Source organism: Actinomycetota bacterium, from assembly GCA_040905475.1.
In the GTDB taxonomy this organism is placed as follows: domain Bacteria; phylum Actinomycetota; class AC-67; order AC-67; family AC-67; genus DATFGK01.
The window spans coordinates 42,657-67,970 of the sequence record JBBDRM010000171.1 but is presented as its reverse complement, the minus strand read 5'-3'; the positions used below and the strand labels follow the sequence as shown (position 1 = coordinate 67,970).

At 67.4% G+C, this 25,314-nt stretch carries 27 protein-coding genes, 1 tRNA gene and 2 pseudogenes; 13 read left to right on the top strand and 17 right to left on the bottom strand.

The genetic code is table 11. From position 1 onward, the window contains the following. Positions 1–111 precede the first annotated feature (111 nt). The 7 genes and pseudogenes from WEB06_21425 (at position 112) to WEB06_21395 (ending at position 4,252) form a co-directional block, all read left to right on the top strand. Positions 112–885 (top strand): lysophospholipid acyltransferase family protein, encoded by a 774-nt coding sequence (locus WEB06_21425; protein ID MEX2558180.1) that lies wholly within the window; start codon positions 112–114, stop codon positions 883–885. Positions 886–907: 22 nt separating this feature from the next. Next, positions 908–984, top strand: a tRNA-Glu gene (locus tag WEB06_21420). A 158-nt stretch (positions 985–1,142) separates the two neighbouring features. Continuing rightward, positions 1,143–1,779: pseudogene (locus tag WEB06_21415) on the top strand (helix-turn-helix domain-containing protein). Positions 1,780–2,582: 803 nt separating this feature from the next. Further along, a complete protein-coding gene (locus tag WEB06_21410) occupies positions 2,583–2,921 on the top strand; it encodes a transposase (protein MEX2558179.1) in 339 nt (112 codons plus the stop codon). Beyond that, a pseudogene (locus tag WEB06_21405) lies at positions 2,918–3,115 on the top strand (IS3 family transposase). Before WEB06_21410 ends, WEB06_21405 begins: the two are co-directional and overlap by 4 nt. Beyond that, positions 3,030–3,392 (top strand): integrase core domain-containing protein, encoded by a 363-nt coding sequence (locus tag WEB06_21400; GenBank protein MEX2558178.1) that lies wholly within the window; start codon positions 3,030–3,032, stop codon positions 3,390–3,392. The pseudogene WEB06_21405 and the gene WEB06_21400 overlap by 86 nt, the downstream one beginning before the upstream one ends. Before the next feature lie 536 nt (positions 3,393–3,928). Next, positions 3,929–4,252 (top strand): hypothetical protein, encoded by a 324-nt coding sequence (locus WEB06_21395; GenBank protein MEX2558177.1) that lies wholly within the window; start codon positions 3,929–3,931, stop codon positions 4,250–4,252. 252 nt (positions 4,253–4,504) lie between these two features. On the opposite strand, the gene WEB06_21390 is transcribed toward WEB06_21395, so the two are convergent. The 10 genes from WEB06_21390 to fabD all read right to left on the bottom strand — a co-directional run bounded on the left by WEB06_21390 (position 4,505) and on the right by fabD (position 12,235). Beyond that, a complete protein-coding gene (locus WEB06_21390) occupies positions 4,505–4,897 on the bottom strand; it encodes a PIN domain-containing protein (GenBank protein ID MEX2558176.1) in 393 nt (130 codons plus the stop codon). Continuing rightward, the gene (locus WEB06_21385; GenBank protein ID MEX2558175.1) at positions 4,894–5,106 is read right to left on the bottom strand and encodes an AbrB/MazE/SpoVT family DNA-binding domain-containing protein; all 213 of its coding nucleotides are present in this window, start codon (positions 5,104–5,106) and stop codon (positions 4,894–4,896) included. The genes WEB06_21390 and WEB06_21385 overlap by 4 nt, the downstream gene beginning before the upstream one ends. Positions 5,107–5,483: 377 nt before the next feature. After that, entirely contained in the window at positions 5,484–7,010 is a 1,527-nt protein-coding gene (locus WEB06_21380) for an acyl-CoA carboxylase subunit beta (GenBank protein MEX2558174.1), read from the bottom strand. After that, entirely contained in the window at positions 7,007–7,261 is a 255-nt protein-coding gene (locus tag WEB06_21375; protein MEX2558173.1) for a hypothetical protein, read from the bottom strand. Before WEB06_21375 ends, WEB06_21380 begins: the two co-directional genes overlap by 4 nt. Further along, positions 7,258–8,022 carry an enoyl-[acyl-carrier-protein] reductase FabL gene (gene fabL, locus WEB06_21370; GenBank protein ID MEX2558172.1) on the bottom strand — a complete coding sequence of 255 codons (765 nt, stop codon included), beginning with the start codon at positions 8,020–8,022 and terminating at the stop codon, positions 7,258–7,260. The genes WEB06_21375 and fabL overlap by 4 nt, the downstream gene beginning before the upstream one ends. Beyond that, complete coding sequence (gene fabF, locus WEB06_21365) at positions 8,015–9,262, bottom strand: beta-ketoacyl-ACP synthase II (GenBank protein ID MEX2558171.1); 1,248 nt, start codon at positions 9,260–9,262, stop codon at positions 8,015–8,017. Before fabF ends, fabL begins: the two co-directional genes overlap by 8 nt. Further along, on the bottom strand, positions 9,262–9,504 hold the full coding sequence (locus tag WEB06_21360) for an acyl carrier protein (GenBank protein ID MEX2558170.1): 243 nt from the start codon (positions 9,502–9,504) through the stop codon (positions 9,262–9,264). The genes fabF and WEB06_21360 overlap by 1 nt, the downstream gene beginning before the upstream one ends. A gap of 9 nt (positions 9,505–9,513) precedes the next feature. Next, positions 9,514–10,260, bottom strand: a complete 747-nt coding sequence (locus WEB06_21355) for a 3-oxoacyl-ACP reductase family protein (protein MEX2558169.1) — start codon at positions 10,258–10,260, stop codon at positions 9,514–9,516. Then, positions 10,257–11,303 carry a beta-ketoacyl-ACP synthase III gene (locus WEB06_21350; GenBank protein ID MEX2558168.1) on the bottom strand — a complete coding sequence of 349 codons (1,047 nt, stop codon included), beginning with the start codon at positions 11,301–11,303 and terminating at the stop codon, positions 10,257–10,259. Before WEB06_21350 ends, WEB06_21355 begins: the two co-directional genes overlap by 4 nt. Further along, positions 11,300–12,235 (bottom strand): ACP S-malonyltransferase, encoded by a 936-nt coding sequence (gene fabD / locus WEB06_21345; protein MEX2558167.1) that lies wholly within the window; start codon positions 12,233–12,235, stop codon positions 11,300–11,302. Before fabD ends, WEB06_21350 begins: the two co-directional genes overlap by 4 nt. A gap of 206 nt (positions 12,236–12,441) precedes the next feature. Between fabD and WEB06_21340 the strand changes: the two genes are divergently transcribed. Then, positions 12,442–13,056 (top strand): TetR/AcrR family transcriptional regulator, encoded by a 615-nt coding sequence (locus WEB06_21340; GenBank protein ID MEX2558166.1) that lies wholly within the window; start codon positions 12,442–12,444, stop codon positions 13,054–13,056. Between the two features lie 190 nt (positions 13,057–13,246). Here the strand turns inward: WEB06_21340 and WEB06_21335 are convergent, their stop codons facing one another. The 3 genes from WEB06_21335 to WEB06_21325 form a co-directional block, all read right to left on the bottom strand. Further along, on the bottom strand, positions 13,247–13,741 hold the full coding sequence (locus WEB06_21335) for a hypothetical protein (GenBank protein ID MEX2558165.1): 495 nt from the start codon (positions 13,739–13,741) through the stop codon (positions 13,247–13,249). 85 nt (positions 13,742–13,826) lie between these two features. Further along, positions 13,827–14,744 (bottom strand): DMT family transporter, encoded by a 918-nt coding sequence (locus WEB06_21330; GenBank protein MEX2558164.1) that lies wholly within the window; start codon positions 14,742–14,744, stop codon positions 13,827–13,829. 18 nt (positions 14,745–14,762) lie between these two features. Next, a complete protein-coding gene (locus tag WEB06_21325; protein MEX2558163.1) occupies positions 14,763–15,242 on the bottom strand; it encodes a nuclear transport factor 2 family protein in 480 nt (159 codons plus the stop codon). Between the two features lie 54 nt (positions 15,243–15,296). On the opposite strand from WEB06_21325, the gene WEB06_21320 reads away from it, so the two are divergent. Continuing rightward, the gene (locus WEB06_21320) at positions 15,297–16,169 is read left to right on the top strand and encodes an oxidoreductase (protein MEX2558162.1); all 873 of its coding nucleotides are present in this window, start codon (positions 15,297–15,299) and stop codon (positions 16,167–16,169) included. Positions 16,170–16,293: 124 nt separating this feature from the next. On the opposite strand, the gene WEB06_21315 is transcribed toward WEB06_21320, so the two are convergent. Beyond that, on the bottom strand, positions 16,294–17,724 hold the full coding sequence (locus WEB06_21315) for an AMP-binding protein (GenBank protein MEX2558161.1): 1,431 nt from the start codon (positions 17,722–17,724) through the stop codon (positions 16,294–16,296). Between the two features lie 84 nt (positions 17,725–17,808). Between WEB06_21315 and WEB06_21310 the strand changes: the two genes are divergently transcribed. Together WEB06_21310 and WEB06_21305 are read left to right on the top strand one after the other, a co-directional pair. Next, the gene (locus WEB06_21310) at positions 17,809–18,945 is read left to right on the top strand and encodes an amidohydrolase family protein (GenBank protein MEX2558160.1); all 1,137 of its coding nucleotides are present in this window, start codon (positions 17,809–17,811) and stop codon (positions 18,943–18,945) included. Between the two features lie 7 nt (positions 18,946–18,952). Next, entirely contained in the window at positions 18,953–19,582 is a 630-nt protein-coding gene (locus WEB06_21305) for an HAD family phosphatase (protein MEX2558159.1), read from the top strand. Here the strand turns inward: WEB06_21305 and WEB06_21300 are convergent. From WEB06_21300 to WEB06_21290, 3 genes are all read right to left on the bottom strand, one after another. Next, the gene (locus WEB06_21300; GenBank protein MEX2558158.1) at positions 19,566–20,321 is read right to left on the bottom strand and encodes a PIG-L deacetylase family protein; all 756 of its coding nucleotides are present in this window, start codon (positions 20,319–20,321) and stop codon (positions 19,566–19,568) included. The genes WEB06_21305 and WEB06_21300 overlap by 17 nt on opposite strands. A 10-nt stretch (positions 20,322–20,331) precedes the next feature. Further along, the gene (locus tag WEB06_21295) at positions 20,332–21,330 is read right to left on the bottom strand and encodes a hypothetical protein (protein ID MEX2558157.1); all 999 of its coding nucleotides are present in this window, start codon (positions 21,328–21,330) and stop codon (positions 20,332–20,334) included. Between the two features lie 226 nt (positions 21,331–21,556). Then, positions 21,557–22,495 carry a type IV toxin-antitoxin system AbiEi family antitoxin domain-containing protein gene (locus WEB06_21290; protein ID MEX2558156.1) on the bottom strand — a complete coding sequence of 313 codons (939 nt, stop codon included), beginning with the start codon at positions 22,493–22,495 and terminating at the stop codon, positions 21,557–21,559. A 187-nt stretch (positions 22,496–22,682) separates the two neighbouring features. On the opposite strand from WEB06_21290, the gene WEB06_21285 reads away from it, so the two are divergent. Together WEB06_21285 and WEB06_21280 are read left to right on the top strand one after the other, a co-directional pair. Further along, complete coding sequence (locus tag WEB06_21285) at positions 22,683–24,257, top strand: sulfatase-like hydrolase/transferase (GenBank protein ID MEX2558155.1); 1,575 nt, start codon at positions 22,683–22,685, stop codon at positions 24,255–24,257. A gap of 62 nt (positions 24,258–24,319) precedes the next feature. After that, the coding region (locus WEB06_21280; protein MEX2558154.1) for a hypothetical protein at positions 24,320–25,314 on the top strand (995 nt) is incomplete at its 3' end.

Here is a 25,314-nt window from a genome sequence, read left to right as displayed (position 1 = left end):
CTCTAGGGCCCCGCGGCGATGCCGCGGGGTCCGTCAGTTTTCGGGGAAGCCCCGGGGGCATTACTCTGACGAGCGCCGGGTGGGGACCGCGTTGATCAAGAAGGAGCAGTGATGGGAGAACGCGTTTACACGACGGTTATCGGAGCGGCGCTCGGCATGCTCAAGACGATGAAGTGGTCGGTGACGGTGATCGGCGGCGAGAACGTCCCGACGCACGGCCCGGCGGTGCTCGCTTCCAACCACATCGGATACTTGGACTTCGTGTTTTCCGGCTACGCCGCGCGCGAGCAGGGCCGCCGCGTGCGCTTCCTGGCGAAGAAGGAGATCTTCGACAAGCGCGGGGTCGGCTGGCTCATGCGCCAGATGGGGCACGTTCCGGTGGATCGCGACGGCGCGGCCAAGGACAGCCTGACCGCCGCGAAGGACGAGATCGCTCGCGGCGAGATCATCGGCATGTTCCCCGAAGCGACGATCAGCCCCTCGTTCGTGCCGCGCCGCGGCAAGACCGGCACCGTGCGCCTCGCGCAAGAGACGGGCGCGCCGCTGATCCCGGTCGGTATCTGGGGGACGCAACGCATCCTCACCAAGTGGCGTCCGAAGAACTTCAAGCGGGGGATCCCGGTCGTCGTGAACGTCGGGAAGCCGATGGACGCGGCGCCAGACGAGGACGCGCAGGTGATCACCGACCGTCTCATGGAGCGGATCAACGAGCTGCTCGCCGAGGCGCAGGCTGCCTATCCCGCCGAGCCGCGCAGCGACGACGACCGCTGGTGGATGCCGGCGCACCTCGGCGGCACGGCCCCGACGCCGGAGGACGCCGAGCAGAGGCTCGAGAATGAGCGAGCGGCGCGAGCGCAACGTCGCGCGAAGGCTGGGAAGAGCTAGGCCGGCGCTAGAATCCCTCGCGGCCCCCATCGTCCAGTGGCCCAGGATGCCGCCCTTTCAAGGCGGAGATCGCGGGTTCGAATCCCGCTGGGGGCACCAATCCGGACGGTGGTCGATGTAAGAGTTCGGTAGCTCTGTCACACACTGGCTTCGCCACCTCTGTCTCACTCCACGCCCCGGCTTCGGCTCCTCCGCGACACTGGCTCGGCTCCTATGTCTCACCTTGACTCTGCGAAACGCGAGTCAAGGGGGTCCGCATGCTTCGGGAGCTGTCGATGGTTGAGCAGCGCTACCAAGCCGTCCGCGAGGTGCTCGATACCGGCGCCGGCGTCTCAGATGTCGCGCTGCGCTTCGGCGTAGATCGTCGAACGCTGCATCGCTGGCTGGTGCGCTACGCCAACGAAGGACTCGCTGCGTTAGCCGATCGCAGCTCGAAGCCCGCCAGCTGTCCGCACCAGATCTGCGCGGAGCTGGAGGCGCAGATCGTCTCGATGCGACGAGCACATCCGGCGTGGGGGGCCGCGCACGATCTTGAACCGTCTGCGACGCGAGCTCGATGATCCGCCGTCACGTTCGGCGATCTATCGAACGCTCGTCCGTCACGGGCTGATCGAGCCCGAGAAGCGCCGGCGCAAACGCGAGGACTACCGCCGCTGGGAGCGCACCCGGTCGATGGAGCTGTGGCAGATGGACGTCATGGAAGCCCATCTCGCCGATGGCACCAAGGTCTCGGTCGTCACCGGCATCGACGACCACTCACGGTTCTGCGTGTGCGCGACGGTTGTGCTGCGCGCGACCGCGAAGCCGGTCTGCGACGCGCTCGTGTCGGCGTTGCGAACGCACGGCATCCCCGAGCAGATCCTGACCCTCAACGGCAAGGTGTTCACCGGGAAGCTCGCTCGTCGGGCAGCCGCCAATAGCGACGGGTCTTCCAGGTCGGACGCTTCTTCCCCACCTCCAACCACCTCCCCTTGCTCCCATCATCAAGGAGGTGTTGCAACGATCCCGTGAGGCCGCCCACCATAAACCCTGAGGCTCCAACCAATTTCCGCATTGTCTCCATGTCGTGTCCTCCACGAGACGCCTGTCGTGAGTGAAACTGGTGAGCAGTTGTCCTGGCGAATCGGGCTCAACTGTGGCGAGGGTCGCGAGCGCCTCGCTCGACACGCTTAGGACCTTGGACTCAAAGCCCGCAGAACGAGGCGTCGAGGGGAAGATATTGCAGACTAAGTTCTCACGTTGCTGGCCCAACTATCAAGAGCCTCGGCAGAGCTGCCGACGTTCTCGCCGGAATGCGTCTGGTCGGCCGCTGATGAAGGGCGGCTTTCGTCTGGGGGTCCGCCGTGAGGATCATCCGTCCCGCAGCCTCGTTCATCGTGTCGTTGAGCCTGGTGGCTCAAGTATCAGCCACACTTCCAGCACATGCGGATGAGCGCCGCGGCAGCCGCTCCAATGCAGTCTCGAAGTCGGAGAAGCAGAAGGTTCGAGTGACACGGCGGCAACCGCCATGGAAGGCCAACTCTTACTCGGTCAACGTAACGCCGCGACGCCATAGGACGTCGCGTCCCGTTGGGCGACCACGCGACAAGGGCAGAGTCAAGAGATCGGTCGACGCGAAGCGACGTCCGGGAGAGATCGCGCCGTTCGCCGTGCCAGGCAGCGGCTCGGGATGGACACCCTGAAGCCCCCCGGGTTTGATGGAGGGTGTGAAGCTACGAAAGGATGGCTTTATGCCCAGACCAAACTCACACCCTAGGGAACTGCGGGACCGTGCGGTGCGCATGGTCGCTGAGATCGGTGAGCCTGGTGCGATCCGGCGTGTGGCGGACAAGCTCGGCGTGTCGCAGAACACGGTGCGATTCTGGGTCAACAAGGCGCCGGCCGACAAGGGCGGCCGTTCGAAGTTGACCACAGAGGAGCAGAGCGAACTTCGAGAGCTCCGCAAGGAAGTCGTGGAGCTGCGCCGCGCGAACGAGATCTTAAAGTCCGCATCAGCGTTTTTCGCCAAGGAGCTCGACCGTCCCCGCACGAGATGAACCGCTACATCGAGCAACATCGAGGTCGTTTCGGGGTCGAGCCGATCTGTCGGGTGCTGGAAGCCAAGCCGTCGACCTACTATGCGGCTCGAACGAGGCCGCCGTCGGATCGGGAACTGGCCGACGAGTGGTTGGTGGATCAGATTCGCCTCGTCCACGACGACAATTACGGCGTCTACGGGGCGCGCAAGGTCTGGAAGCAGCTCGGCCGGGAAGGGATCCACGTCCCTCGGTGCCGTCGGCGACTCCTACGACAACGCCATGGCCGAGACCGTCATCGGGCTCTACAAAGCGGAGCTGATCCATCGCCGTGGACCATGGCGCCGCTTCGAAGACGTCGAGATCGCAACGTTGGAATGGATCGACTGGTGGAACCGGCGTCGCATCCACTCCGCGATCGGCGACGTGCCACCCGCCGAGTTTGAAGCTGCCTATGCAACGCCGATCGCCGACGACGACTCCGCGCCGTGAAGTTGACAATAAGCGAGGCCCTGAGATGCACGCAGAGACACGAACAGAAGGGAGGCCATATCGTAGGAGCCGGCTACATGAACGCATCAACCACTATAGGTCCACGCCCTCTACAAAACCCGGGGCGATTCACTTCTATCACACGATTGGAGCTGCGCTTCTGACCGTTGCACTCGGCGAGTCAGTCGCGTGGACGGTCCTACTTTCGCACGAGTCGGACCTCAGACATCCTTCCTATGACACTTGTAATGATCTCAAGAACAACCTCGTCGGACTATCGTTCGGTGCAGCTTTGCGGGCGCAGGGCTATGGAGGATTGCTGGACGCCTTCTTCAGCCCTGAAGTGTCTGCTCGACTCGCTGATCAGGTATCCACCTGGATCTCCCAGGGCGGGGGCTCTTGGAGCAAGCCACAAGGCGCTTGAGGACGATGAGACGATCCCATCTGATCTTGTTCGGCCTGCTGGCGCTGCCCGCAGTCTACGGCCTCTTGAGCCTTACTGATTCTCGCCCCCCCCGAGCGAGACCGCGGGGTTCTTGGCGACCCTGAAGGAGACTCCCGCCTTTCTGGCAACATTTCCTGGAACGTCGCTGATTGGAGCGCGGGACACAGCATGCAGCGCCGCTTGGGCAGAGGAAGCCCACTCGATCCGTACCTTTAGCCACTCCGTTTCTCCGGCGAGTCTGTTCGACTTCTACGGCACAGTCTGGGAAGAGGCGGGATGGAGGTTTGCCGGACGTGACCAGACGAACCTCTATTACGAGAAGGACTACGGAGACTGGCGCGCCACGCTGCGGCTGTACGCCGACTCGACGACGTATCTGGTGGACGCCTACATCGTGCAGCCTCTTTGCGCGTGAAGACGGTCGCCGCTCTCTTTCGAGAGCGATCGCACAGCTCGTTGCACGCGCCAACCTCGTGAGCGCTTCCGAGCGGCAGAGGCCTTTGACCCGGCCTATGCGGTCGCGCGGATCGCCCCACGTCGACGAAGCGCGAACGGGTCGCCCTCCAGTTGGGGAGGGATTTTCGGATACCGTCCAGTTGGGGCACCACAGCGCTTACCTGCGCGAACACGAAACTCGATCCGGACGGTGGTCGAAATACCTGTACCTCTAGGGTTCGACCCGCTTGACTGTCTCTACGCGATCAATCTGACGATCGAACGACGCGACGCGCCTCACATCGGTGAGCTCGGCCAAGCCCGCCAGGTATGCCTCAGCGAAGTCCAGGCGCACGAGCTCGTAAAGCTCGACGGCGCGCAGAAGAAGATCGTGGTCCATCACCGCGATGGAAGGAAGCGCGAGCAAAGCGCGCGCCATCTCCGAGATCTCCGCACGGGGTCTCTCATAGAACGACTCGAGGACATACACCATCTCTGCGAAAACCAGATCGGTGAGGATCAGCTCGTGCCGAGCGCGCAACAAGGCGGTCGCCCGTCGCGCCTGTTGCGGAGGATCTCCGGTCAGATGTCGGACCAGGACGTTCGTATCGAGGAGAGCCCTCACCTTCTCGCGGCTGCGCGCCTGCGCCAGGTCGTCGCTTTGATGTCCGACCAGGAGGCCCCTCTCTTAGCCGGAGGCACAGGCACGGCGCCGGCCAACTCGAGGAAATCCGGCACCTTCGCAAGAACGGCCCGGCCCTTTAGGACACGGAAGAGGACTCGATCACCATCCTTGAGTCCAAGAGCCTCCCGCACCGACTTTGGCAGCGTCACTTGCCCTTTTGAGGTCACCGTCGCAGGGACATCCATGCTTTGCTCCTTACTATAGGATTAGAGTAAGGATAGCGCTCCTCCAACGAATGTCCAGCGAGATTCATTGGCCTGGCCTCGCGTGCTTCTCGGACAGCCCGAACGGGTCACCAAGTAAGCGGGGAGGGTTTTTCGGATTCTGTACAGTTGGGGGCACCAAACGAGCGTCATTAGAACCCGAATCCGCGCGGTTCGTGGACACGCCCGCAACAAGCTGACGTATTACGACGGACGGCTCGTGTTGGGATACTCAGGGCTCGCTCAGGTCCCTTCTCCGCCTCTGGACTTCTTTGTTCGGTGAGCGAAGGGACCCAACCGTGCCGCCGTGATCCGCTCGCGGTCTAGCTCAAAGCGAGGCGAAGCGCGGCGACGAGCCTCGTGCGCGTCTCCTCGGGGAGGATCACCTCGTCGATCACCCCTGCCTCGGCCGCGACGAACGGGCTCGTGACGGTCGCGCGATATTTGGCGGCGAGGGTTCGGCGCTCGGCTTGCGGGTCCGTCGCGGTCGCCAACTCGCGGCGGTGAAGGAGCCCGACCGCAGCCTCCGGCCCCATCACCGCGATCTCAGCGCCCGGCCATGCCCAGGTGTGCGCCGCGCCGAGCGAGCGCGACCCCATCGCGATGTAGGCGCCGCCGTACGCTTTGCGGACGATGACGGTCAGCTTCGGCACCGCTGCGTCCACGTAGGCGGCCAGCAGAGCCGCGCCGTGCGTGATCACACCCCGCCGTTCCTCGGCCGAGCCCGGCATGAAGCCGGGCACGTCGACGAGCGTCACGATCGGCAGGCCGAACCGGCCGCAGAACTCGACGAAACGTGCGCCCTTGGTCGCAGTCCGCGCGTCGAGGATACCCCCGCGTCGCGCGGGTTGCGATGCGACCACGCCTACCGGCACACCGTCGAGCCGGGCCAGGCCGGTCAGGAGGCTCTGCCCAACTCCGGGCATCAGCTCGAACAGCACCCCGGCGTCCAGGATCCCGGCCAGGAGAGATCGCATGTCGAAGGGGGTCCCGGGATGAGCGGGGACGATGTCGGGGAGCGCGGCCACGCGCGCGGGGGGCGGCGGAGCAGGAAGGCGCTCCAGCAGGTCGGCCCCGGCGGCTTGCGGCACGTACGAGAGCAACCGGCGCGCAGCGGCCAGCGCCTCATCCTCGTCCGATGCTTCGAGATGGGCGACGCCGCTCTCGCGGGCATGCAGCGCCGCACCGCCGAGCGATTCGGGATCGATCCGCTCGCCGGTGGCGGCCCGCACGACCTCGGGACCGGTCAGGAACATCTGGCTCCGCCCGGCGACCATGATGGTCCAGTCGGTCAACGCCGGTGAGTACGCTGCGGCCCCCGCGCAGGGGCCGAGGATCACCGAGATCTGCGGGATCGTGCGCCGCGCGGCGACGTTCAGTGCCATGATCTGCCCGCAGCCGTGGAGCGCCTCGATCCCTTCGTGGATGCGAGCCCCGCCGGAGTCGTTCAGGTAGACGATCGGGCAGCGACGCTCCAGCGCCAGCCGCTGCGCGCGCGTGATCTTCTCGGCGAAGACGGCGCCGATCGATCCCCCTGCGAACGAGAAATCGTGCGCGACGACGACCACCGGCCGGCCGGAGATCGTGCCCCACCCGGTGACGACACCGTCGCCGTCACGCGCCTTGACGGCCGCGTATCCCGAAGGCCGGGCGCGCCGGAACGGATCCAGCTCGGCGAAGCTCCCTTCGTCGCAGAGCGCTTCGGCTCGGCGGCGCGCGGTCCGGGGCCGCGGCGGCCGAGGCCCCTCCGCGATCATCTCGCCGCGGCGCCGAAGCAGGGCGTCGCGCGCGGGCTCGGTCTCCTCCGGCGCTTCGACGGCCGTGCCACCGTTGACCGCGTGCATGTTCATGCCTTGAGCGAGAACGTCGCGACCGGCGTTCCCGCCTCGACGAGCGCTCCGTCGGCGACGTGCGCGCGCACGACGAATCCGCGCGCCGGGGCCTCGATCCGCCCGGATCCATCGACGCCTGCGATCGTCTCCCCTGCTTCGAATACCTCGAGCTCACCGCAAAGCGTCTTCGGCGGGTAGAGTCGCACCCGTCCCGCGATCGGGGCGGCAAGGATCACCGTCCCGGCTCGGCGCTCGGTCGCTACGCTCATGCGATCAACGAGTAGCCGCCGTCGACGCGCACCGTCTCGCCCCGGATCATCCATGCGTCTTCCGAGCACAGGAAGCAGACGATCGCCGCGACGTCCTCGGGTGTCACGGTGCGACCCGCCGGCGTGCGGGTGGTCGCCGTTGCCAGCATCCCCTCCCGATCGGGGAAATGACGGAGTGCGTCCGTGTCCACGACCCCTGCGGATACCGCATTGACGCGGATCGCGTCGGGGGCGCCCTCGACGGCGAGGTATCGAACGAGCGATTCGAGCGCCGCCTTCGAGGCCCCGACCGCTCCGTAGGCTGGCAGGAAGCGTTCCGATCCGAGGCTCGACAGCGCGACGATCGCACCGCCGCCCCGTTCGCGCATGTCCGGGCGCACCGCCTGCGCGAGCAGCAGGAGAGCGCGCGCGTTCACGTCCATCGTCCACTGCCAGCCTTTCAGATCCATCTCGGCCAGCGGACGCAGCACCCCGGAAGCGGCGTTGCTGATCACGATGTCCATCGGACCCAGCTCGGATCGAGCGGAGGCGACGAGCTCGCTGATCTTGTCTGGGTCGCCGACGTGGCCGCGAACGGCGACGCCCCGCCGGCCGATCTCCTCGATCTCGGCGACCGTCTTCTCTGCCGCCTCGCGATCGCGGAAGAAGCCGACGGCAACGTCGGCGCCTTCGCGTGCGAAACGCAGGGCAACCGCACGCCCGATCCCGCGCGACCCCCCGGTCACCAGAGCGACGCGTCCGTCGAACCGCTCGCTATCCATCGTGCGCCACCAGAACGATCGACGCATTCTGTCCGCCGAACCCGAATGAGTTGGTCAGCGCGACGCGCACGTTCGCCTTCCGCGCGATGAGCGGCACGTAGTCGAGATCGCACGCGGGATCGGGATCGGTCAGATTGATCGTGGGAGGCAGGATCCCTCGGGCCAGCGCGAGCACCGTCGCCGCCGCCTCGGTCGCGCCGGCCGCGCCGAGCAAGTGCCCCGTCACCGACTTCGTCGAGGACACCGCGAGCCGGTCCGCGTGCGAGCCGAACTCCGACCGGATGGCGAGGGTCTCCGCGATGTCGCCGAGCGATGTCGATGTGCCGTGCGCGTTGATGTAGTCCACCGTCTCGGGTGCGAGGGCGGCGTCCTCCAACGCAGCCCGCATGGCCTGCGCCCCGCCGGCGCCTTCGGGATGTGGGGCGGTTTCGTGGTGCGCGTCGGCCGACAGCCCATAGCCGGCGACCTCAGCGTAGATCCGCGCGCCGCGGGCGCGCGCGTGGTCCTCGCGTTCGAGGACCAGCATGGTCGCGCCCTCGCCGATCACGAACCCGTCGCGGCCGGCGTCGAAGGGACGCGACGCTCCTTCGGGATCGTCGTTGCGCGTCGACAACGCGCGCGTCGCGCAGAACCCGGCCACGGTCAGCGGCGTGACGGCCGCCTCCGCTCCACCGGCGAGCACGACGTCGGCACGTCCGGCGCGGAGGAAGTCGACCGCTCGCGCGATCGCGTGGCCGCTCGCCGCGCACGCCGTCACCGTGCACTCGTTCGGACCGGTGATCCCCAGCCGCATCGCGACTTGCCCGGCGGCCATGTTGGGGATCATCAAGGCGACCAGGTGGGGACTGACGCGGCTCGGGCCGCGCTCGGCGAAGACCTTCACCTGAGCCTCGAACGCGGCGACCCCACCGATGCCCGTTCCAACCACGCAGCCGATCCGCGCACGATTCGACGTCTCGAGATCGAGCGAGGCGTCGGCGACGGCGAGCTGTGCGGCCGCGACGGCGAGCTGAGCGAAGCGTTCCATCCGCCGGGCCACGGCCGGCTCGAGATGTTCCTCGACGCGGAAGTCGTGTACCTGCGCGGCGATCCGCGACGAGAGGCCGGACGTGTCAAAGCCTTCGAGCTTCCCCACGCCGGAGCGTCCTTGAATCAGCGACTCCCAGAAGGCATCGACGCCGATGCCGACCGGGGTCACCGGCCCGATGCCGGTCACGACGACCCGACCCGGGGCGGACATCACGCGCGCGCTCCCACCTTGCGCTCGAGCAGCGCGAGCGCGTCGGCGTAGGTCTCGACGCCGTCCAGTTCCTTCTCCGGGATCTCGATCTGGAGACGGTCCTCGAGCGCCATCGCGAACGAGACCACGTCCAGCGAATCGAGCCCCAGCTGTTCGAACGTCGCGTCGGGCTTGATCCCGCCTTCCTCGACCTTGAATTCCTGCGTGAGCAGCGTACGGATCACGTTCTCGATCTCACTCATCGTGCCTCCTCAACTCGACAATCCACCGTCGACCACCACGACCGAACCGTTCACGTAGCTCGCGCGGGGCGACGCGAGGAAAGCCACTACCCCGCCGATCTCTTCGGGCTCGCCGAAACGACCGGCCGGGACTTGTGCGAGCGCCGCTGCCTGTGCCACCTCCGGGACGGCGCGGAAAAGCGCGGTGTCCGTGTACCCCGGCGCCACGACGTTCGCCGTGACGCCTTTCGATGCGACCTCGCGCGCGACCGCTTTGATCAAGCCGATCTCGCCGGCCTTGGCCGCGCAGTAGTTCGCCTGGCCGATGTTGCCGTGCAGTCCGGCGACCGACGAAACCGCGATGACGCGACCCCACCGCGCCCGCAGCATCGGCCGGAGCGCGCGTTTCACGACCCGCCAGACCCCCGTCAGGTTCACGTCGAGGACCGACGTCCAGTCCTCTTCGCTCATCCTCAGCATCACGCGGTCGCGCGTGGCGCCCGCGTTGGCGACGAGGATCTCGACGGGACCAAGCCCGGACTCGGCCTCACCGAACATCGCCTCGACGTCGCCCGCGTCGGCCACGTCGCCCCGGACGACGAGCGCGACGCCTCCCGCCTCCTCGATGGCGCGCGCGGTCTCCGCCGCGCCTTCCTTGTCTTCCCGGTAGTTGACCGCCACCGACGCGCCTCGTCCGGCGAGTGCCACGGCGGACGCGCGCCCGATGCCGCGAGAAGCGCCGGTCACGAGTGCGACCTTGCCCTCGAGTTCTCTCATCGCTCTCCTCTCGAAACGCCCACAAGTTCTTCGGTCCGAGCCAGCGGCTCGGTCGCCGCCGTCCACAGCAGCACGCCGGCAACCCAGGTCAGGCCTGCCCCGACCGCAGTGACAACCAGCCGGGAGCCGGGCCGAAGCAACCCCGCGTCTGCCGATTCGCACAACGCGATCGGCACCGACGCAGCCGAGGTGTTTCCGTAGCGCGCGACGTTGGAGAACACGCGATCGGGCGTGACCCCGACGCGCACACCGACCTCGTCGATGATCCGCTGGTTCGCCTGGTGCATGATCAGCAGGTCCGCTTCGGACGCCCTGAACCCGGCACGTTCGGCCGCACGCTCCGCGGCCTGCGCCATGACCCGGACGGCGGCCCGATACACCTCGGGGCCGTTCATGCGGATGGCATGCTCTCCCGCTGCGATCGTCTCCGCCGAGGCGGGACGCGCGCTTCCTCCTGCGGGGACCTCGATGAGCGACGCACCGCTGCCGTCGGCAGCCAGCTCCAGCGAGAGCAGTCCCGCGGGCTCCTCGCTTCGCTCGATCACCACCGCCCCGGCTCCGTCGCCGAACAGCACGCACGTCTTGGGGTCGGAGTGATCGACGAACCGCGACATGACCTCGGCGCCGATCACGACGGCGCGTCGCACCGAGCCCGTCCGCACCATCGCCTCCCCCGCCGCCAGGGCGATGAGGAATCCGGCGCACGCCGCGTTCACGTCGAACGCACCGGCACGCGTCGCGCCGATCGCTGCTTGGACGAGTGGTGCCGTCGCGGGGATCAGCCGGTCGGGCGTGCATGTGGCGACGATCACCAGGTCGATCTCTTCGGCCGCGACCTCGGCGCACGCGAGAGCGCGACGCGCCGCCTCGGTCGCGAGGGTAGACGTGGTTTCTGTCGGGCCGGCGATCCGACGCTCGGATATCCCGGAGCGGCGAACGATCCATCCTTCGTCGACCCCGGGGATCTCTCGAGCCAGATCATGGTTGGTCACGACGCGACTCGGCACCGCCATGCCCCACCCGGATATACGCGCGTAGGTCATCTCGCGCGACCTCCGGTCAGCTCGCCGGCCAGGAGCTCGATCCCATCGTCGTCGCCGATGGCCGCAGCGTCCGGCTCCGGCTCCGGCAGGATCGATCGCACCAGCCCGGACAGGATCCGGCCGGGTCCGATCTCGAGGAAGCGACTCGTCCCCGCCGCGCGCAACGCGTGGACGGTTTCCACCCAGCGAACCGGCCGCGTCAGCGCCGCGCACAGGAGGCCGGCGATCTCGCTCGGGTCGGCCGCCGGGCTTCCGCTCACGCAGGACACGAACGGGACGGCGGGGGAGTGGATCGAAACGTGCTCCAGCGCTCGTCTCAGCTCGTCCGCCGCGGTTTCCATCAAGGGCGAGTGCGCTGCAACGCTGACATCGAGTGGGATGACGCGACGTGCGCCGCTGGTGCGGGCGGCTTCCGCGACTTGATCGACCGCGTCACACTCGCCGGAGACGACGATCTGCGTCGGCGCGTTGATCCCCGCGACGCTAACCACTCCGCGAGCGGCCGCGCAGGCCCGCTCGACGTCCTGGAGCGAGAGGCCGAGGATCGCAGCCATACCTCCGGGGCGCTCGCGTCCGGCTCGGGCCATCGCTCTCGCCCGGGCCGTCACCGTGCGGAGCGCGTCCTCGAATGACATCGCGCGAGCCGCGACCAGGACGGCGAACTCGCCGACGCTATGGCCGGCGACCACGTCGGGGGATGAACCGGTCGCCCGCAGCGACTCGGCGATCGCGACGGACAGGGTCAGGATCGCGGGTTGGGACACTTGCGTCTCGCCGAGCGCCTCGGACGGTCCATCGACGCACACCGACCGCACATCCCATCCGAGAACATCTCGGGCATCCGCGAACGTTTCGCGCGCAGCGTCGGACGACAGATGAGCGCCCATCCCGACGAACTGGCTTCCTTGACCAGGGAAGATCCACGCGATCACGCTGCCCCCCCCCCTCAGTAAGTTACTAGTGATATACTTATTGATCTTGGCCGGGAACCGCCGCCGAGCGACCATACTGCATCGGTTTGAGCCCTGTCTAGCTACTAACCGGTAAGACGTCGAGGATTCACACGGACGTTACTTGAGGCGATAAGTTACTTGTAGTAAAGTTATCGAAAGTGTCCGAGGGCCGAGCGACTCAGCGCATGCGAGCGTCCGACAGGCGCGAGCAGATCCTTGCGACCGCGCGACGCCGGTTCGCTCGCGCCGGCTACGAGCACACGAGCCTCGACGACATCGCGAAAGCGGCCGGCGTCACGAAGCCGGTCCTCTATCGACACTTCAGCGGGAAGCGCGACCTGTACCTCGCCGTCCTCGACGAGCATCTCTCGGAGCTGATCCGACGGCTGTGGGTCGCACTCTCGGCAGCGCCCGATCCGCAAGATAGGCTCCGCAACGGGCTCTCCGCGTACTTCGCGTTCGCAGAGGAGCGCGCCGACGGATTCCGAATGCTCGTCGAAGCAGGCGCCCGCAACGATCCGGATACCTATGCGCGGCTCGGGTCCGCCTGGGACACCCTTGCCGACGGCATCGCGCGAACGGTCGGGGATCTCCTGCGCAGCGCCGGCCTCGATCCGGCCGGCGCGCCGATCTACGCGCGCGCTCTCATCGGGATGACGCAGTCGGTCGCGGACTGGTGGCTTCGTACGAAGCGCGTTCCGCGTGAGGACCTCGTGGACTATCTCCTCGCTCTTGCATGGCGCGGCTTCGACGGGCTCCCCCGCGACCCGACCCACCGCCAGGTCGCTGCCGGCGTTTGAGTCGGCTCACGTGAGGGAGCCGGACTGATCGTCGCGTAGCACACGGATCGCGTCCTCGGCAGTCGGGATGGAAGCGGTTCGCGTCCCTCCCCAGATCGAGGACGTACACGTCGCCGTCTCGTCTCCGCTCCGGCACACCGCCTCCGATCGCTTCGGTGGAAGAAGAGCTTCGCCTCCTCCCCCATCACTCTTAATCCCAAGCCGGATCCGCGATCGCGAGGGTGACGGCCGTCCACTCGGTGCTGCAGAGCACGTTGATCCGGAAGCGGCCGTAGCGAACATCGGACTTCCAGAAGACGTTCTCGGCTTCGAACCGCTCGCGCTCACCTTGCCCGAGCTTCCAGCCCTGCTTCGCCCAGGTCTGGCCGATGAATCGGATCGTTTCCTCGAGCGGTTCTCGGACGACCAGACTGACCACCCGGATGCCGGCTCCTGCCGCGTCGACGCTCGACGCGAACGAGCCGGGAGGCAGCGGCAGGTCCTTCGGGTACCAGGACGGCATCGCGACCTGTGTCGGGAGCGGACACGCCCGGATCGAACCGACCCCGGCAGGCACAGGGGGTCGCACGGCGGCGGGCTCATCCGATCCTTGCATCACTTGAAGGGCAACGATCCCGCCGAGCGACGCGAGAAAGAGCACAACCGGCAGGAGCCGGCGGCGGGTCGAGGGAGCAACGGAGGTCACATCACGATGAAATCAGGGATGACCGGCGGGCGCCACAGTCTCGCCCGCGATCCGACGGGGTTCACCCACCCAGGCCACTGATCGGTCACGGAGCACCTTCCGGGACGATGACCGGCGCCGGCCGCCGGCGCCGCCGAACGATCGAAACCACCGACACGATGGTGATGATGCCTCCCACCACCTGCAGCAGGACGAGCTCCTCACCGAGGAACAGCGCGGCGCCGGCCGCCGCGAGCACCGGCTGCGCAACCCCGATGACCGAGGACAGTGAAACGTCCACGTGCTTGTGCGCCCACGTTACGAGCAAGTGGCCGACCGTTCCCGGGCCGATCGCAACGATCACGATCAGCAGCCAGTCCCGCGCGCTCGGGTCGATGAACGAGCCGCCGGCGATGAGCATCACCGGAGTGAGCGCGACCGCCGCCACGCCGAGGACGGCGGTGAAGTACTCGATCGTGCCGGTGGTAGTGCGGATCCGCTTCGACGCGAGGAAGAACACCGTCCAGATCAGGATCGCCAGGAGCGCGAACACGTCGCCGGACGGATGCCACCCGGGCTCGCTCGCCGAGCCGGCGACGACGAGCCCGATCCCCGCCAGCGACGCGGCCGTCCATCCGACATCCCACGATGTGATGCGCTCCCGGAAGAGCCGTCCCGCGACGAGGAAAACCAGCGCCGGCTGGATCGAGGTGATCAGCGTGACGTTCGCCACGGTCGAACGCTGAAGCGCCTCGAAGAAGAGCGCGATGTTGGCGGCGAAGAGGACTCCGGGAAGGAGCGTCGCGCGCCAGACTTCCCGCGTCGGCCGATGACCGGTCGCGAAACTCACGAGCCAGAGCGCGGCGACACCGACCCACAGCCGACAGACGGCGAACGTCGTCCCCGAGACGTCCGAGCTCTTGACGATCACGGTCGACGCGGCCCAGAGAAGGACGCCCGACGAGACGGCCGCGACACCGCCGACGTGGAACCCGGCCGGAGCGGCCTCCTGCTCCTCGCGCATGCGGAGAACGCTACCGGGTCAGGACTTGCTCTGGAGGTAGTCGTTCAGCGTCTTGTGCGCCCGGCGCCGCACGGCCTTGCGGAGGAACGGCGTGCGTCCCAGGAGCTTGCCCGGGGTCCCCAGCGCTTGCGAGGCCCACCGAGCGAAGTTGAACGAGTCTTTGTGGCGGCGGATCAAGCCGTTCGAGAAGTCGAAGCTGGCGTGGATCACGTTGTGCACCGGGCGTCCGGTGGCCGCGAACGTGTACCACGCGTCCCACCGGGCGGAGCCGTTCCGGTCGTCCGCGCGGATGTCACTCGCTTCGACCCGCAGATCCGTGCCCGTTTCGCAGAACATCCGCCACATACCGGCCGCCTGCTCGCTCGTGAGGTTGCCGAACACATCGTCGGAGAATTCGACCTCCGCGTGGTAGCAGGCCACCATGGCGTCACCGTCGTGGCGAGCGAAAGCTTCGTAGAAGCGTTCGACCAGCGCCGCGTTGGGATGCTTGTCTTGCATCGTGGACCGAGTCTAGCCTGAGTCCGGCATCCGAAGCATTCGTGGCATTGGGGAATGGAGGTACGGATGGGGAACGAGGGCGGGTCCCGGAGCGTCCTGATCACGGGCTGCTCGACGGGGATCGGACGCGTGACCGCCGAGCGCCTCATCCGCGGCGGCTGGAAGGTGACGGCGACGGCGCGGCGGGTCGAGACGATCAAGGATCTCGGCGACGCCGGCGCTCGAGTGTTGCCGCTGGACGTGACCGACGAAGCCTCGATGTCCGGCGCCGTCGCCGCCGTCGAGGCAGCCGACGGCGCGGTCGATGTGCTCATCAACAACGCGGGCTACGGGTTGCAAGGTCCGGTCGAGGAATTCTCGATGGACGAGGTGCGTCGTCAGTTCGAGACCAACGTCTTCGGGCTCATCCGCCTGTGCCAGCTCGTGCTCCCCGGCATGCGGCGTCGGGGCTGGGGGCGGATCGTGAACCTCTCGTCGATCGGCGGGAAGGTGACGTTCCCCGGCGGCGGCTTCTACCACGGCACGAAGCACGCGGTAGAGGCGATCAGCGACGCGCTCCGCTTCGAGGTCCGCCCGTTCGGTGTCAAGATCATCGTGGTCGAGCCGGGAACCGTCCTGACGCCGTTCGGCGACACGGCCGTCGCCAGCATCTCGGACGGCGGTCCCTACGCCGCGTTCAAGGAGGGTCTGGCCGACACCGTCAAAGGAGCCTACGACGGGCCGATGGCCCGCATGGCGATCACCCCCGAGAAGGTCGCCGCCGTCATCGAGAAAGCGATCACCAAACGCAGGCCACGAACCCGGTATCCGGTCGGACTTCCGGCGCGGATGGGGATCGCGATGAAGCGCATAACGCCGGACCGGACGTTCGACGCTGTGCTCCGCTCTCAGTTCCGGTCGGCCGAGCCCCCAAGTCGCAGCGTCTGACGGGAGGCGCCGATGGCAGCGATACGCAGGAACAAACTCACGGAGATGATGTGGGAGAGGGACACGCCGTCTACCCGCAGCGCACGACCCGGCGCATCCCCGTCGTGCTGCTCGAGCCGGCGCGCTAAAGGTTCAGCCTGGCCATCACCGCTTCGCGGTCCACGCGTCCGTCGGCCGTCGTGGGGATCTCGTCGACGATCTCGATGCGGCGGGGACGCTTGTAGCCGGCGAGCACGCCGCGACAATGCTCGTCGATATCCTCCGGCGTGAGCCGCTCCCCGGCGCGCACGGAGACCGCCACCGTCACGACCTGGCCCCACTCCGGGTGCGGCAGGCCGATCACGCAGACCCCGGCAACGGCGGGCAGGGCACGGATCGCGGCCTCGACCTCGGCCGGGTAGACGTTCTCGCCGCCGGTCTTGATCAGAGAGCGCTTCGGCCCGATGAAAGACAGCGTCCCGTCGACCTCGAGACGGCCGAGATCGTAGGAATGCAGCCATCCGTTCCGGATCTTGTCGTCCGTTGCGGCGTCGTCGTTCGCGTACCCGAGCATCGCCATCGGCCCGCGCACGACGATCTCACCGACCTCACCCGTCGGGAGCTCTTTGCCGTCGTCGTCCACGATCCGGATCTCCGCGACCGGCGACGGCCGGCCGTGCGTGCCGGTAGCCCCGGGCGCGGGGCGGGTCACGACGCCGGTCAGCTCCGTCTGTCCGTACACGTCGCCCCACGTCTCGATTCCGGCGAGCTCGCGCAGTCGCACCGCTGCCGCCGATCGTCCGGAGACGCCGCGTCGGAGGGATCGAACTTCGGTGCCTCGTTGTTCGATCGCGTCGAGCAGCCTGGTGGTCATCGGCTCGACCAGGAACAGGCCGGTAACGCGCTCGCGCTCTATCGTCTCGGCGGCGATCACCGGATCGAACTTGCCCATGAGCACGACGCGGCCGCCGGCGATCAGGAGGGACAAGCTCGAGACCATCGTCGCGATGTGGAACAGCGGTCCGGTCGTGAGATAGGTGTCGTCCGCGCCGAGGGCATTCACCTCGGCGAGCTGCTTTGCCGCGACGAAGAGCCCCTCATGGGTCAGGAGCGCGCCGAGCGCCTTGCCGCCGAACCCGGCCGTATACATCTGAACGACCGGCTCGCGGTCCCCCACGTCCCCCGCGCGCAGCGGCTCGGCGGCGAACAGCGCCGGATCGGACACATCGACCGCCCCGTCGCGAGCCGCGTCCATGCCCTCGCCGGCGAGGATCAAGCCCGGCGCCGCGTCGGCGAGCACGCCCTCGAGCTCGTCGGCCGCGAGCCGCCAGTTCACCGGCACCAGAACGGTCCTCGTGTACGCGCAGGCGAACAGCGCGACGATCAGCTGCCAGCAGTTCCGGCCCAAGAACGCCACGGTTCGGCTCGGGGCCACCCGGCCGGCGATGAACCCGGCGAGCCGCGCCGAGCGCTCCTCCAGGTCGTTGAACGTGAGCCGGAGTTCGCCGTCGACCAGGGCTTCCTGGTCGCCGAAACGCTGCGAAACAGCCGCGAGAGCGTCGGTTAGGGCGCTCACGCATCCTCCTCGTTCGAGGGACTTGACGGCCTCGGCGGAGATAAGGTTAATATAGTTAACCGTATCCCGCCAAGGGGGCTTGCCATGGCTCGCGAGTACCGCGTCGTTTCCACCGACGATCACATCACTGAGCCGCCGGGGATCTTCGACGGGCGGCTCCCGTCCAAGTTCGCGGACCGCACGCCGAAGGCGATCGAGGACGAGGAAGGCTCCGCCTGGATCCTCGACGGCCAGCCGGTTCGGATGAGCGGCCTGGCCAACGCGGCCGGCGAGAAGGTCGAGGAGTTCTCCCCCAAGGGCAAGACCTACAAGGACATGCGGCCCGGCGTCTACGACCCGAAAGAGCGCTTGCTCGACATGGATCTCGACGGCGTCGACGCGCAGGTGTGCTTCCCGACGCTGCCCGGGGGCGCGAACGGAACGCTCATCGAGCTCGCCGACAAGGAATACGCCGCCGCATTGACCAGCGCCTACAACGACTGGCTGGTCGACGAGTGGTGCGCCCCGGACCCAGAGCGGTTGCTGGGCCTGGCCATCCTGCCGCTGTGGGACCTGAACGCGTCGGCGGACGAGGTTCGTCGCATCGCCGGACGGGGCCTCAAGGGCGTCACGCTTCCGTCCGCTCCGGCGAGCTACCCGGGGGTCCTGCCCTTCACCGACCCGGGCTGGGACCCGGTCTGGGAAGCGCTTTCCGAGACCGGCCTGCCGGCGGAGATCCACATCGCCACCGGAAAGAAGGACCTCGGCGTGCTGAACCCCGGGGTCGGTTCGCCGGCCGCGGTGTTCGTGCACCTCGCGCCGGCTTCGAACATGACCGTGGTATCGACGCTGCTCTTCTCGGACATCCTGATCCGCTACCCGAAGTTGCGCTTCGTCTCCGCGGAGTCGGGCATCGGTTGGCTCCCCTACTTCCTCGAGCGCGCGGATTACACGTTCCGGAAGCACCGCTTCTGGACCGGCGTGTCGTCGGGCACGCCGCCGTCCGAGCTCTTCCGCCAGTCGATCCTCGTCAACTACATCTCTGACAAGGCGGGCGTCGAACTTCGGCACATGATCGGCATCGACAACATCATGATCGGCACCGACTATCCGCACACCGACACGAGCTGGCCCGACACGCAGCGCGTGATCAAGGAGCAGATGGGCGACATCCCCGACGACGAGCGCCACAAGATCTGCGCGGGCAACGCGGTGCGGATCTTCCACCTGGACGCCGTCTAGATCGCGGATGGGCACCGGCCGCTCGGCGGGGGTCACCGCCGTGGTATTCGACTACGGCGGCGTGCTGACCGGTCCGCCTTTCGATCGCGTCGCCGAGTTCGAAGCGGCCAACGCGCTTCCCGCCGACGCGATCATGAGCTTCTTCGACGAGCCCGAGTGGGAAGATCTGATGCTCGGCAAGGCGTCCGTCGTCGACTGGATGAAGTCGCTCGGCCGGCGCGTGCAAGACGACCACGGCGTCCACATCGATCTCCGCGCGCTCGGGGTGCTGCTCGCCGGCGAGGGCCCGCAGCCGGCGATGCTCGACATGCTCCGCGAACTGCACGAGCGCGGGATCGTTCTCGGGATCCTCACGAACAACGTGCAGGAGTCGGCATGGCGCGGGCTTGTTCCCGTCGAGCTGCTCGATGTCGTGGTCGACTCGTCCGAGGTCGGGCTCGCGAAGCCCGACCCGCGCATCTACGAGCTGCTGCTCTCCAAGCTCGGTCGCGCCGGCGAGCAGGTCGCGTACTTCGACGACCTCGAGGAGAACATCCCGCCGGCGCGGGCGCTGGGCATCCAGGCCTTCCTGTTCCAGGATCCTGCGCAGTGCCGGAAGGAGCTCGAAGGGCTCGGCGTGCTCAGAACAAGCGGATAAGCCGGTAGGACTCCGAGTACTCCATCCCCGAGCTCGGGTCCGAGCTCCGCGTCATCATCCGCAGGCGCTCTCCGATGCCTTCGTGGAGCTTCTCGGGGAGCGGGTCGTTGCCGTCGGTGAACGCCGAGGTGTGACTGAGAAGAGCCTCGATCTTCTGTTCGATGGTGTGCGAGACGTCGACCGTGATCGCATCCCCACCGCCGCCCTGGAGCAGCACCGCCTTGGGCTTGTGCGGCTCGAGCCCCTCATCGATCCACATCTCGGGGAACCTACGTCGCGTCGAGGCGTCGGGAACGATCGCTCGAAGCGTGGCCTCGCCGACCGCCGGGTGATCGGGGTGGGAGAGGTATTCCCGACCAATGATGTTCAGGAAGTGCGACCCCGGGTCGGGCGCGATGATCACGTCCGGCCGGTGTCGCCGGATCTCGCGCGCGAGCGCCTTGCGCAGCTCCGGCGTCGGGTCCAGGCTCCCGTCCTCGAAACCGAGGAACACGACGTCCTTCACCCCGAGCACGCGAGCCGCGGCGAGCTGCTCGGACCGGCGGATCTCCCGAAGCTTCTCCGTGGTCATCCCGGGGTCGTTCGCGCCGGCTTCCGCATCGGTGGCGACGACGTAGACGATCTCGACGCCCTCCTTCGCCCATGCCGCCACCGTCCCGGCGGAGCCGAAGTCGCCGGCGCTCGGATACGCGAACACGACCATGGCTCGATCGACATCGAACTCTTCGTTGAGACGCACGGCGCGGATCTTAGGCGTTCAGGTGGCGCGCGTCGTTGTACGTCTCCATCCAGCCCGACCAGGTCTTGATGCCGCGCTTCTCGCCGACGCGCTTGCTCTGGCCGTCGCACCCTCGGTAGAAGCGGCCGCCGACGCCGGCACCCGAACCCGCCCCGAGCATCTTCATCTGGCCCTGCGGGTCGGCCTTCCACTCCCATTCGATGCCGCCGAAGCGGTAGAGCACGCGCTCGGCGAAGGAGTTCTCGTCGAGCGAGATCTCGGCCTCGACGTCGGTCGTCATCACGACGGCGCCGTCCTGGCCGACGAGCATCGCGAAACCCCAGTCCTCAGCGCCGTAGCCGATCTGGCCGACCTCGAAGGTGCCGTCGTCGTACTCGTTCATGACCGCGTGCCATGCGACGTGGATGCGGTTGAAGTACGGGCCCATGTTCCAGGTCTGGCCTGGTGGGAGGTAGAGCTGGTCGTAGCCGTAGAAGCCTTCGACGCGGCGGCCGAGGATCGTCCCGCTCGCGCGCACCATCGTGCAGGCGTACATGCCGCCGGCGTCGCGCGTCGGGTCGTACCAGTGGAGTCCCGGGCCGATCGTCGGGCCGCTCAGGTTCAGCAGATCGCCCTCGTCCCACTCGCCGCCGTCGACGCGCTGGCGGTAGGAGAACGGCTCGCCGGGGAGACCCTTGCGGCTCTCGCTCACGATCTCTTTGTCGTTGAGCGTGTACTCGATGGGGCCGCCGCGAAAGGACTTCCAAGAATCCTCGTGCAGCTCGAGGTGTCCCCCGCCCAGCGTCGTCTGGATGAACAGGCCGCGGCTGGATTCCTCGCCGGACTTCCGGATCGCGGCATAGATGTTCCCGTCCTCGTCGCGGAAGCTTCCGTAGATGTAGTTCCCGGACAGCGCCAGGCCGAAGTAGGTCTTCTCGTTCCAGGAGTCCTCGAGGCTCGGCTCGTAGGCGCCCACGACGCACTGATGACCGAAATTGCCGCGCTGCCTGGTGACGAGGCTGGGGGCCATGGCTCCTCCCGTTCGAACGGCCCGGGATCGGGCTAATAGTTTACTAAGTTAGTCTAATAGCTCGGTCCGGTTCCGAGCAAGCCCCGAACGAGCCTCTCGGCTTCTTGGCTTCGTCGCACCGAGCCGAGCCTCCGTGCACCTGCTCTCCGCGGCGACCGGATCGCGCCCCTTCAGCTCGCTCCGAACGTCGGGTGCTCCAAAACCTACGCGTGGCGCAGGTTTTCGGTCACAAGACGCCGGCTCGGCTCAGCAGAGTCGCCACGTCGGACCGCACCCTTTCGGCGTGGCGTGTCGCGTCCTCCCACGTCACTCGATAGACGGTCCAGCCGAGCCGGACCAGCGCGTTCTGCCTCGCGCGGTCCCGCTGCAGATCGCGGCGGCTCGAATGGAACTCGTACCCGTCGGCCTCGATCGCGAGGAGCGCGGCCGGATAGGCGAGATCCACCCGAGCCACGAGCGCCCCACGCTCGGATCGAACCTCGTATTGACGCATCGGAGGTGGAAGACCGCCTGCTACGAGCAGGTTCCATACGATCACCTCAAGGGCGCTATCCGTCGCGATCCCTGGATGGCGTTCGAGAAGTGCGTCGAGCACCCGACGACCAGGTACACGGCCGCGACGCATCAACGTTGCCCGTAGCTGGTCAACCGTCGCCATGCGACCGCGGAGCGCCGACTCTACGGCCAGCTCGATCGTCCGCCCATCAACGACCGCGCATAGATCGAGCAGGGTGCGAACCACCGAAGTCATGCGGATCCCGTTCCGGACGACCACCTCGTCCGGCTCCAATGTCCGCGCGCGATGAACGATCATCCCGGGTTCGGTCGCGCGGTGCCGGCCGATCGTCACCACCTCGACCGGCGCAACGTTCACGCCGTCGAGCTCGAAGATCGTCGCCGCAGCACGGTGCGAAACGGCACCCTTCGAGCCGACCCACAGCGAAGCTGCGCTGAGTCGCTGGTGCAAGCGCGCTTCTTGCTGACCCGGCGTCCATAGGGCGTAAACGCAGGGGTGGACGCGTGTCCATGCCCCAGCTCGAACGAGCCGCTGGATGCCCGGTGCGGAGAGACCTGCACCGACGGCTTGGCTCGCCGAGACGACGCCATGTTGAGAGCCGGCGATCCTCGTGCAGGCGGCGAGCGCGAGCGCGCGTGATTTCAGCATCGAGTCCGAGCCTAGGCACCGGCGATGTCGGGCGCGGCCTTCGATGTCCGGTTCTTCGCAGTCACGGCGAACGTGACCCTCCACCTACGCGTCGCGTAGGTTTTGGAGCACGTGACGTCTGGAACGAGCAGAACCAGTCAAGGCGGGGCTGCGAGCGAGCAGAAGCGGCTGCATCGGAAGGAGCGAAGTGGCGGACGTAAGAGCGAAGCGGCCGAACATCCTGCTGATCACGACCGACCAGCAGCGCTACGACTCGCTCGGATGCAACGGGAACACGGTGTGCCGGACGCCCTCGATCGACTCGCTCGCCGCCGCCGGCATCCGCTACGAGCGGGCCCACGTCCAGAACGTCCTGTGCATGCCGTCGCGCGCGACGATCGTGACCGGCCAGTACCCCGGGACCCACGGCGTGTGGAACAACGGGGTGTGCCTGCCGCGCGAGTCGCCCTCGGTCGCGCACGTGCTCAAGGACGCGGGCTACGCGACCTCGCACATCGGCAAGATGCATTTCGAGACCACACGGCCGGTTTTCAGTGAGCACCTGCGCGGCGTCGGCGAGCGCCCGGTGATGACGACGCAGTTCGTCGATATCGACGGCGAGCAGATCATGTGGATCGTCCCGACCGGCGAGGACCTGCATGGCCCGCACCGCGGGTTCGACTTCATCGAGCACTGCAACCACTTCGTGTCCGGCCACCACGCACTCTGGGTCCGCGACCAGATCGGCCCGAAGGAGATGAACCGCGTGCTCGTCGAGACTATGCGCGCGTTCCGCGACGGCTTCGGCGGGGACACCGGCGCGTTGCAATCCGTCTATTCGATGCTGCCGGCCGAGCTGCACGCGTCGACCTGGGTCGTCGACCGGACGATCGCCTGGCTCGACGAGATCGGGAGCGAAACACCGTTCTTCTCGTGGGTGTCGTTCGACGACCCGCACCACCCGTTCAACCCACCGGCGGGGTATGGGCGGCGATACGACTGGCGCGAGATGACCCTGCCGAACGCGCGTCGCGCGACCCGCGAGGCGATCGCCGCCGAGCTCGCCGGCAAGCCGTGGCAGTACGGCGCCTACTGGCGCGGCGAGTACGGCTCGCACGAGGGGAGCCTCGGCGGATTCACGCCGATGGATCTCACCGACGATCAGGTGCGCGAGATGATCGCGCTCACCTACGGGATGGTCGAGCTGATCGACGACAACATCGAGCGGCTGCTCGCGCACCTCGTCGCCCGCGGGCTCGACGCCGACACCCACGTCTTCTTCACGACCGACCACGGCGAGCTGCTCGGGGACCACGGGTTGATCCTGAAGGGTCCGTTCCACCTCGACGGGCTCGTGCGCGCGCCACTGATCTGGCGCGACCCGCACAGCATTCGCGGCGTCGTCACCGATCCCGTCGGGTTGCTCGATCTGGCGCCGACGTTCTGCTCGGTCGCCGGCGTTCCGATACCCGGCTGGATGGACGGCGCGGTGCTGCCGGTCGCCGACGGGACCCGCGAGCGCGTGCTGACCCAATACGACTCACAGGTCACGCCCGAGCTCGTGCTCCGGAGCATGTACCGGGACGGCTGGTTCGTCACCGCGTACCCCAAGATGGGAGGAGTCGGCGAGCTGTACGACATGCGCGAGGACCCACATCAGGTCGTGAACCGCTGGGAAGACCCCGCCCGGCGCGCCCTCCGCGACGAGCTCGTACGCGATCTGGCCGAGCACGTCGTCGAGGACCCACGGGCTGAGCGTTTGCGCTGGTGGGCGATCGCCTGAGCCTTGCCCGGTTTCCTGAATCAGTGATATAAATCTACTGAATCGCTATCCGAGGGGGAGCCATGCCCGAGCAGCCGTTCGGAGACTTCGACTACCAGACCGTCGTCGGCACGTTCGAACCGCGCTTGGAGCAGATGCTCCCGCACGACTCGCGCTTCGGGCTCAACCTCCAGGTCCAGTACATCTACGGCGGCTTCACCACATCCGACGGCACGCAGTACATCGTCGAGCGGAAGTTCATCGGCCCGATGACCGGCGGGTTGTGGCTGATGTCGACGGCGCCCGGCACGCTCAAGCTCGACATGGGCGCGCTGCGGAGCACGCGCGGCGAAACCAAGCGCGAGTTCACCGAAGGGCGCCGCGTGTGGGGCGAGCACCTCATGCACAAGCTCGGGCAGGCGACCGGGCGCGACGACCAACCGCTCACGCTCGACCTCGACGGCGACAAGATCGCTTGGTCCGAGGGCGACCTGCTGTCGCTCGAGGGCACGCTCGCCGGGCCGGGCTTCCAGTTCTACGCGCCGATGCGTACCGAGCCGCTCTTCTACACGACGCACGCGTACTGGGTGAAGGGCACGGTCCTGGGCGAGGAGGTCGACGGGTTCATCGGCTTCGACCACGGCTACTGGCAGCACGGGCGCGAGTGGAAGGAGTACCGGATATTCCACGACATCGAGGTCTCGTGGGAAGTCTTCGGGAACCAGTTCACCGACGGGTCGAGCGAGTGGGGCGTGATCGTCAAGGGGCGCGGGGACATGAGCGCGGCGGTCGTATTCGAAGGCGACAAGATCATGGGCCGGACGAACCACATGCCGGCGCGCTACGACCTCGACGACGAAGGGTTCATCAACGAGGGCGTGTTCACGATCGGGGACGACGAGTGGGCGTTCACCGGCAACGAGACCGGCCGGATGCACGAGTTCTCGAACGCACGCTGGGCCGGCTACCGGGCGCAGGCGGGGATCACGCGCCGGGTCGGCGATGAGCGCAAACTGAAGAACGGCTTCTGCTGGATCGAGTTCTTCCCGGACCGCATCAGGAACGAGGGGCTCGCGCG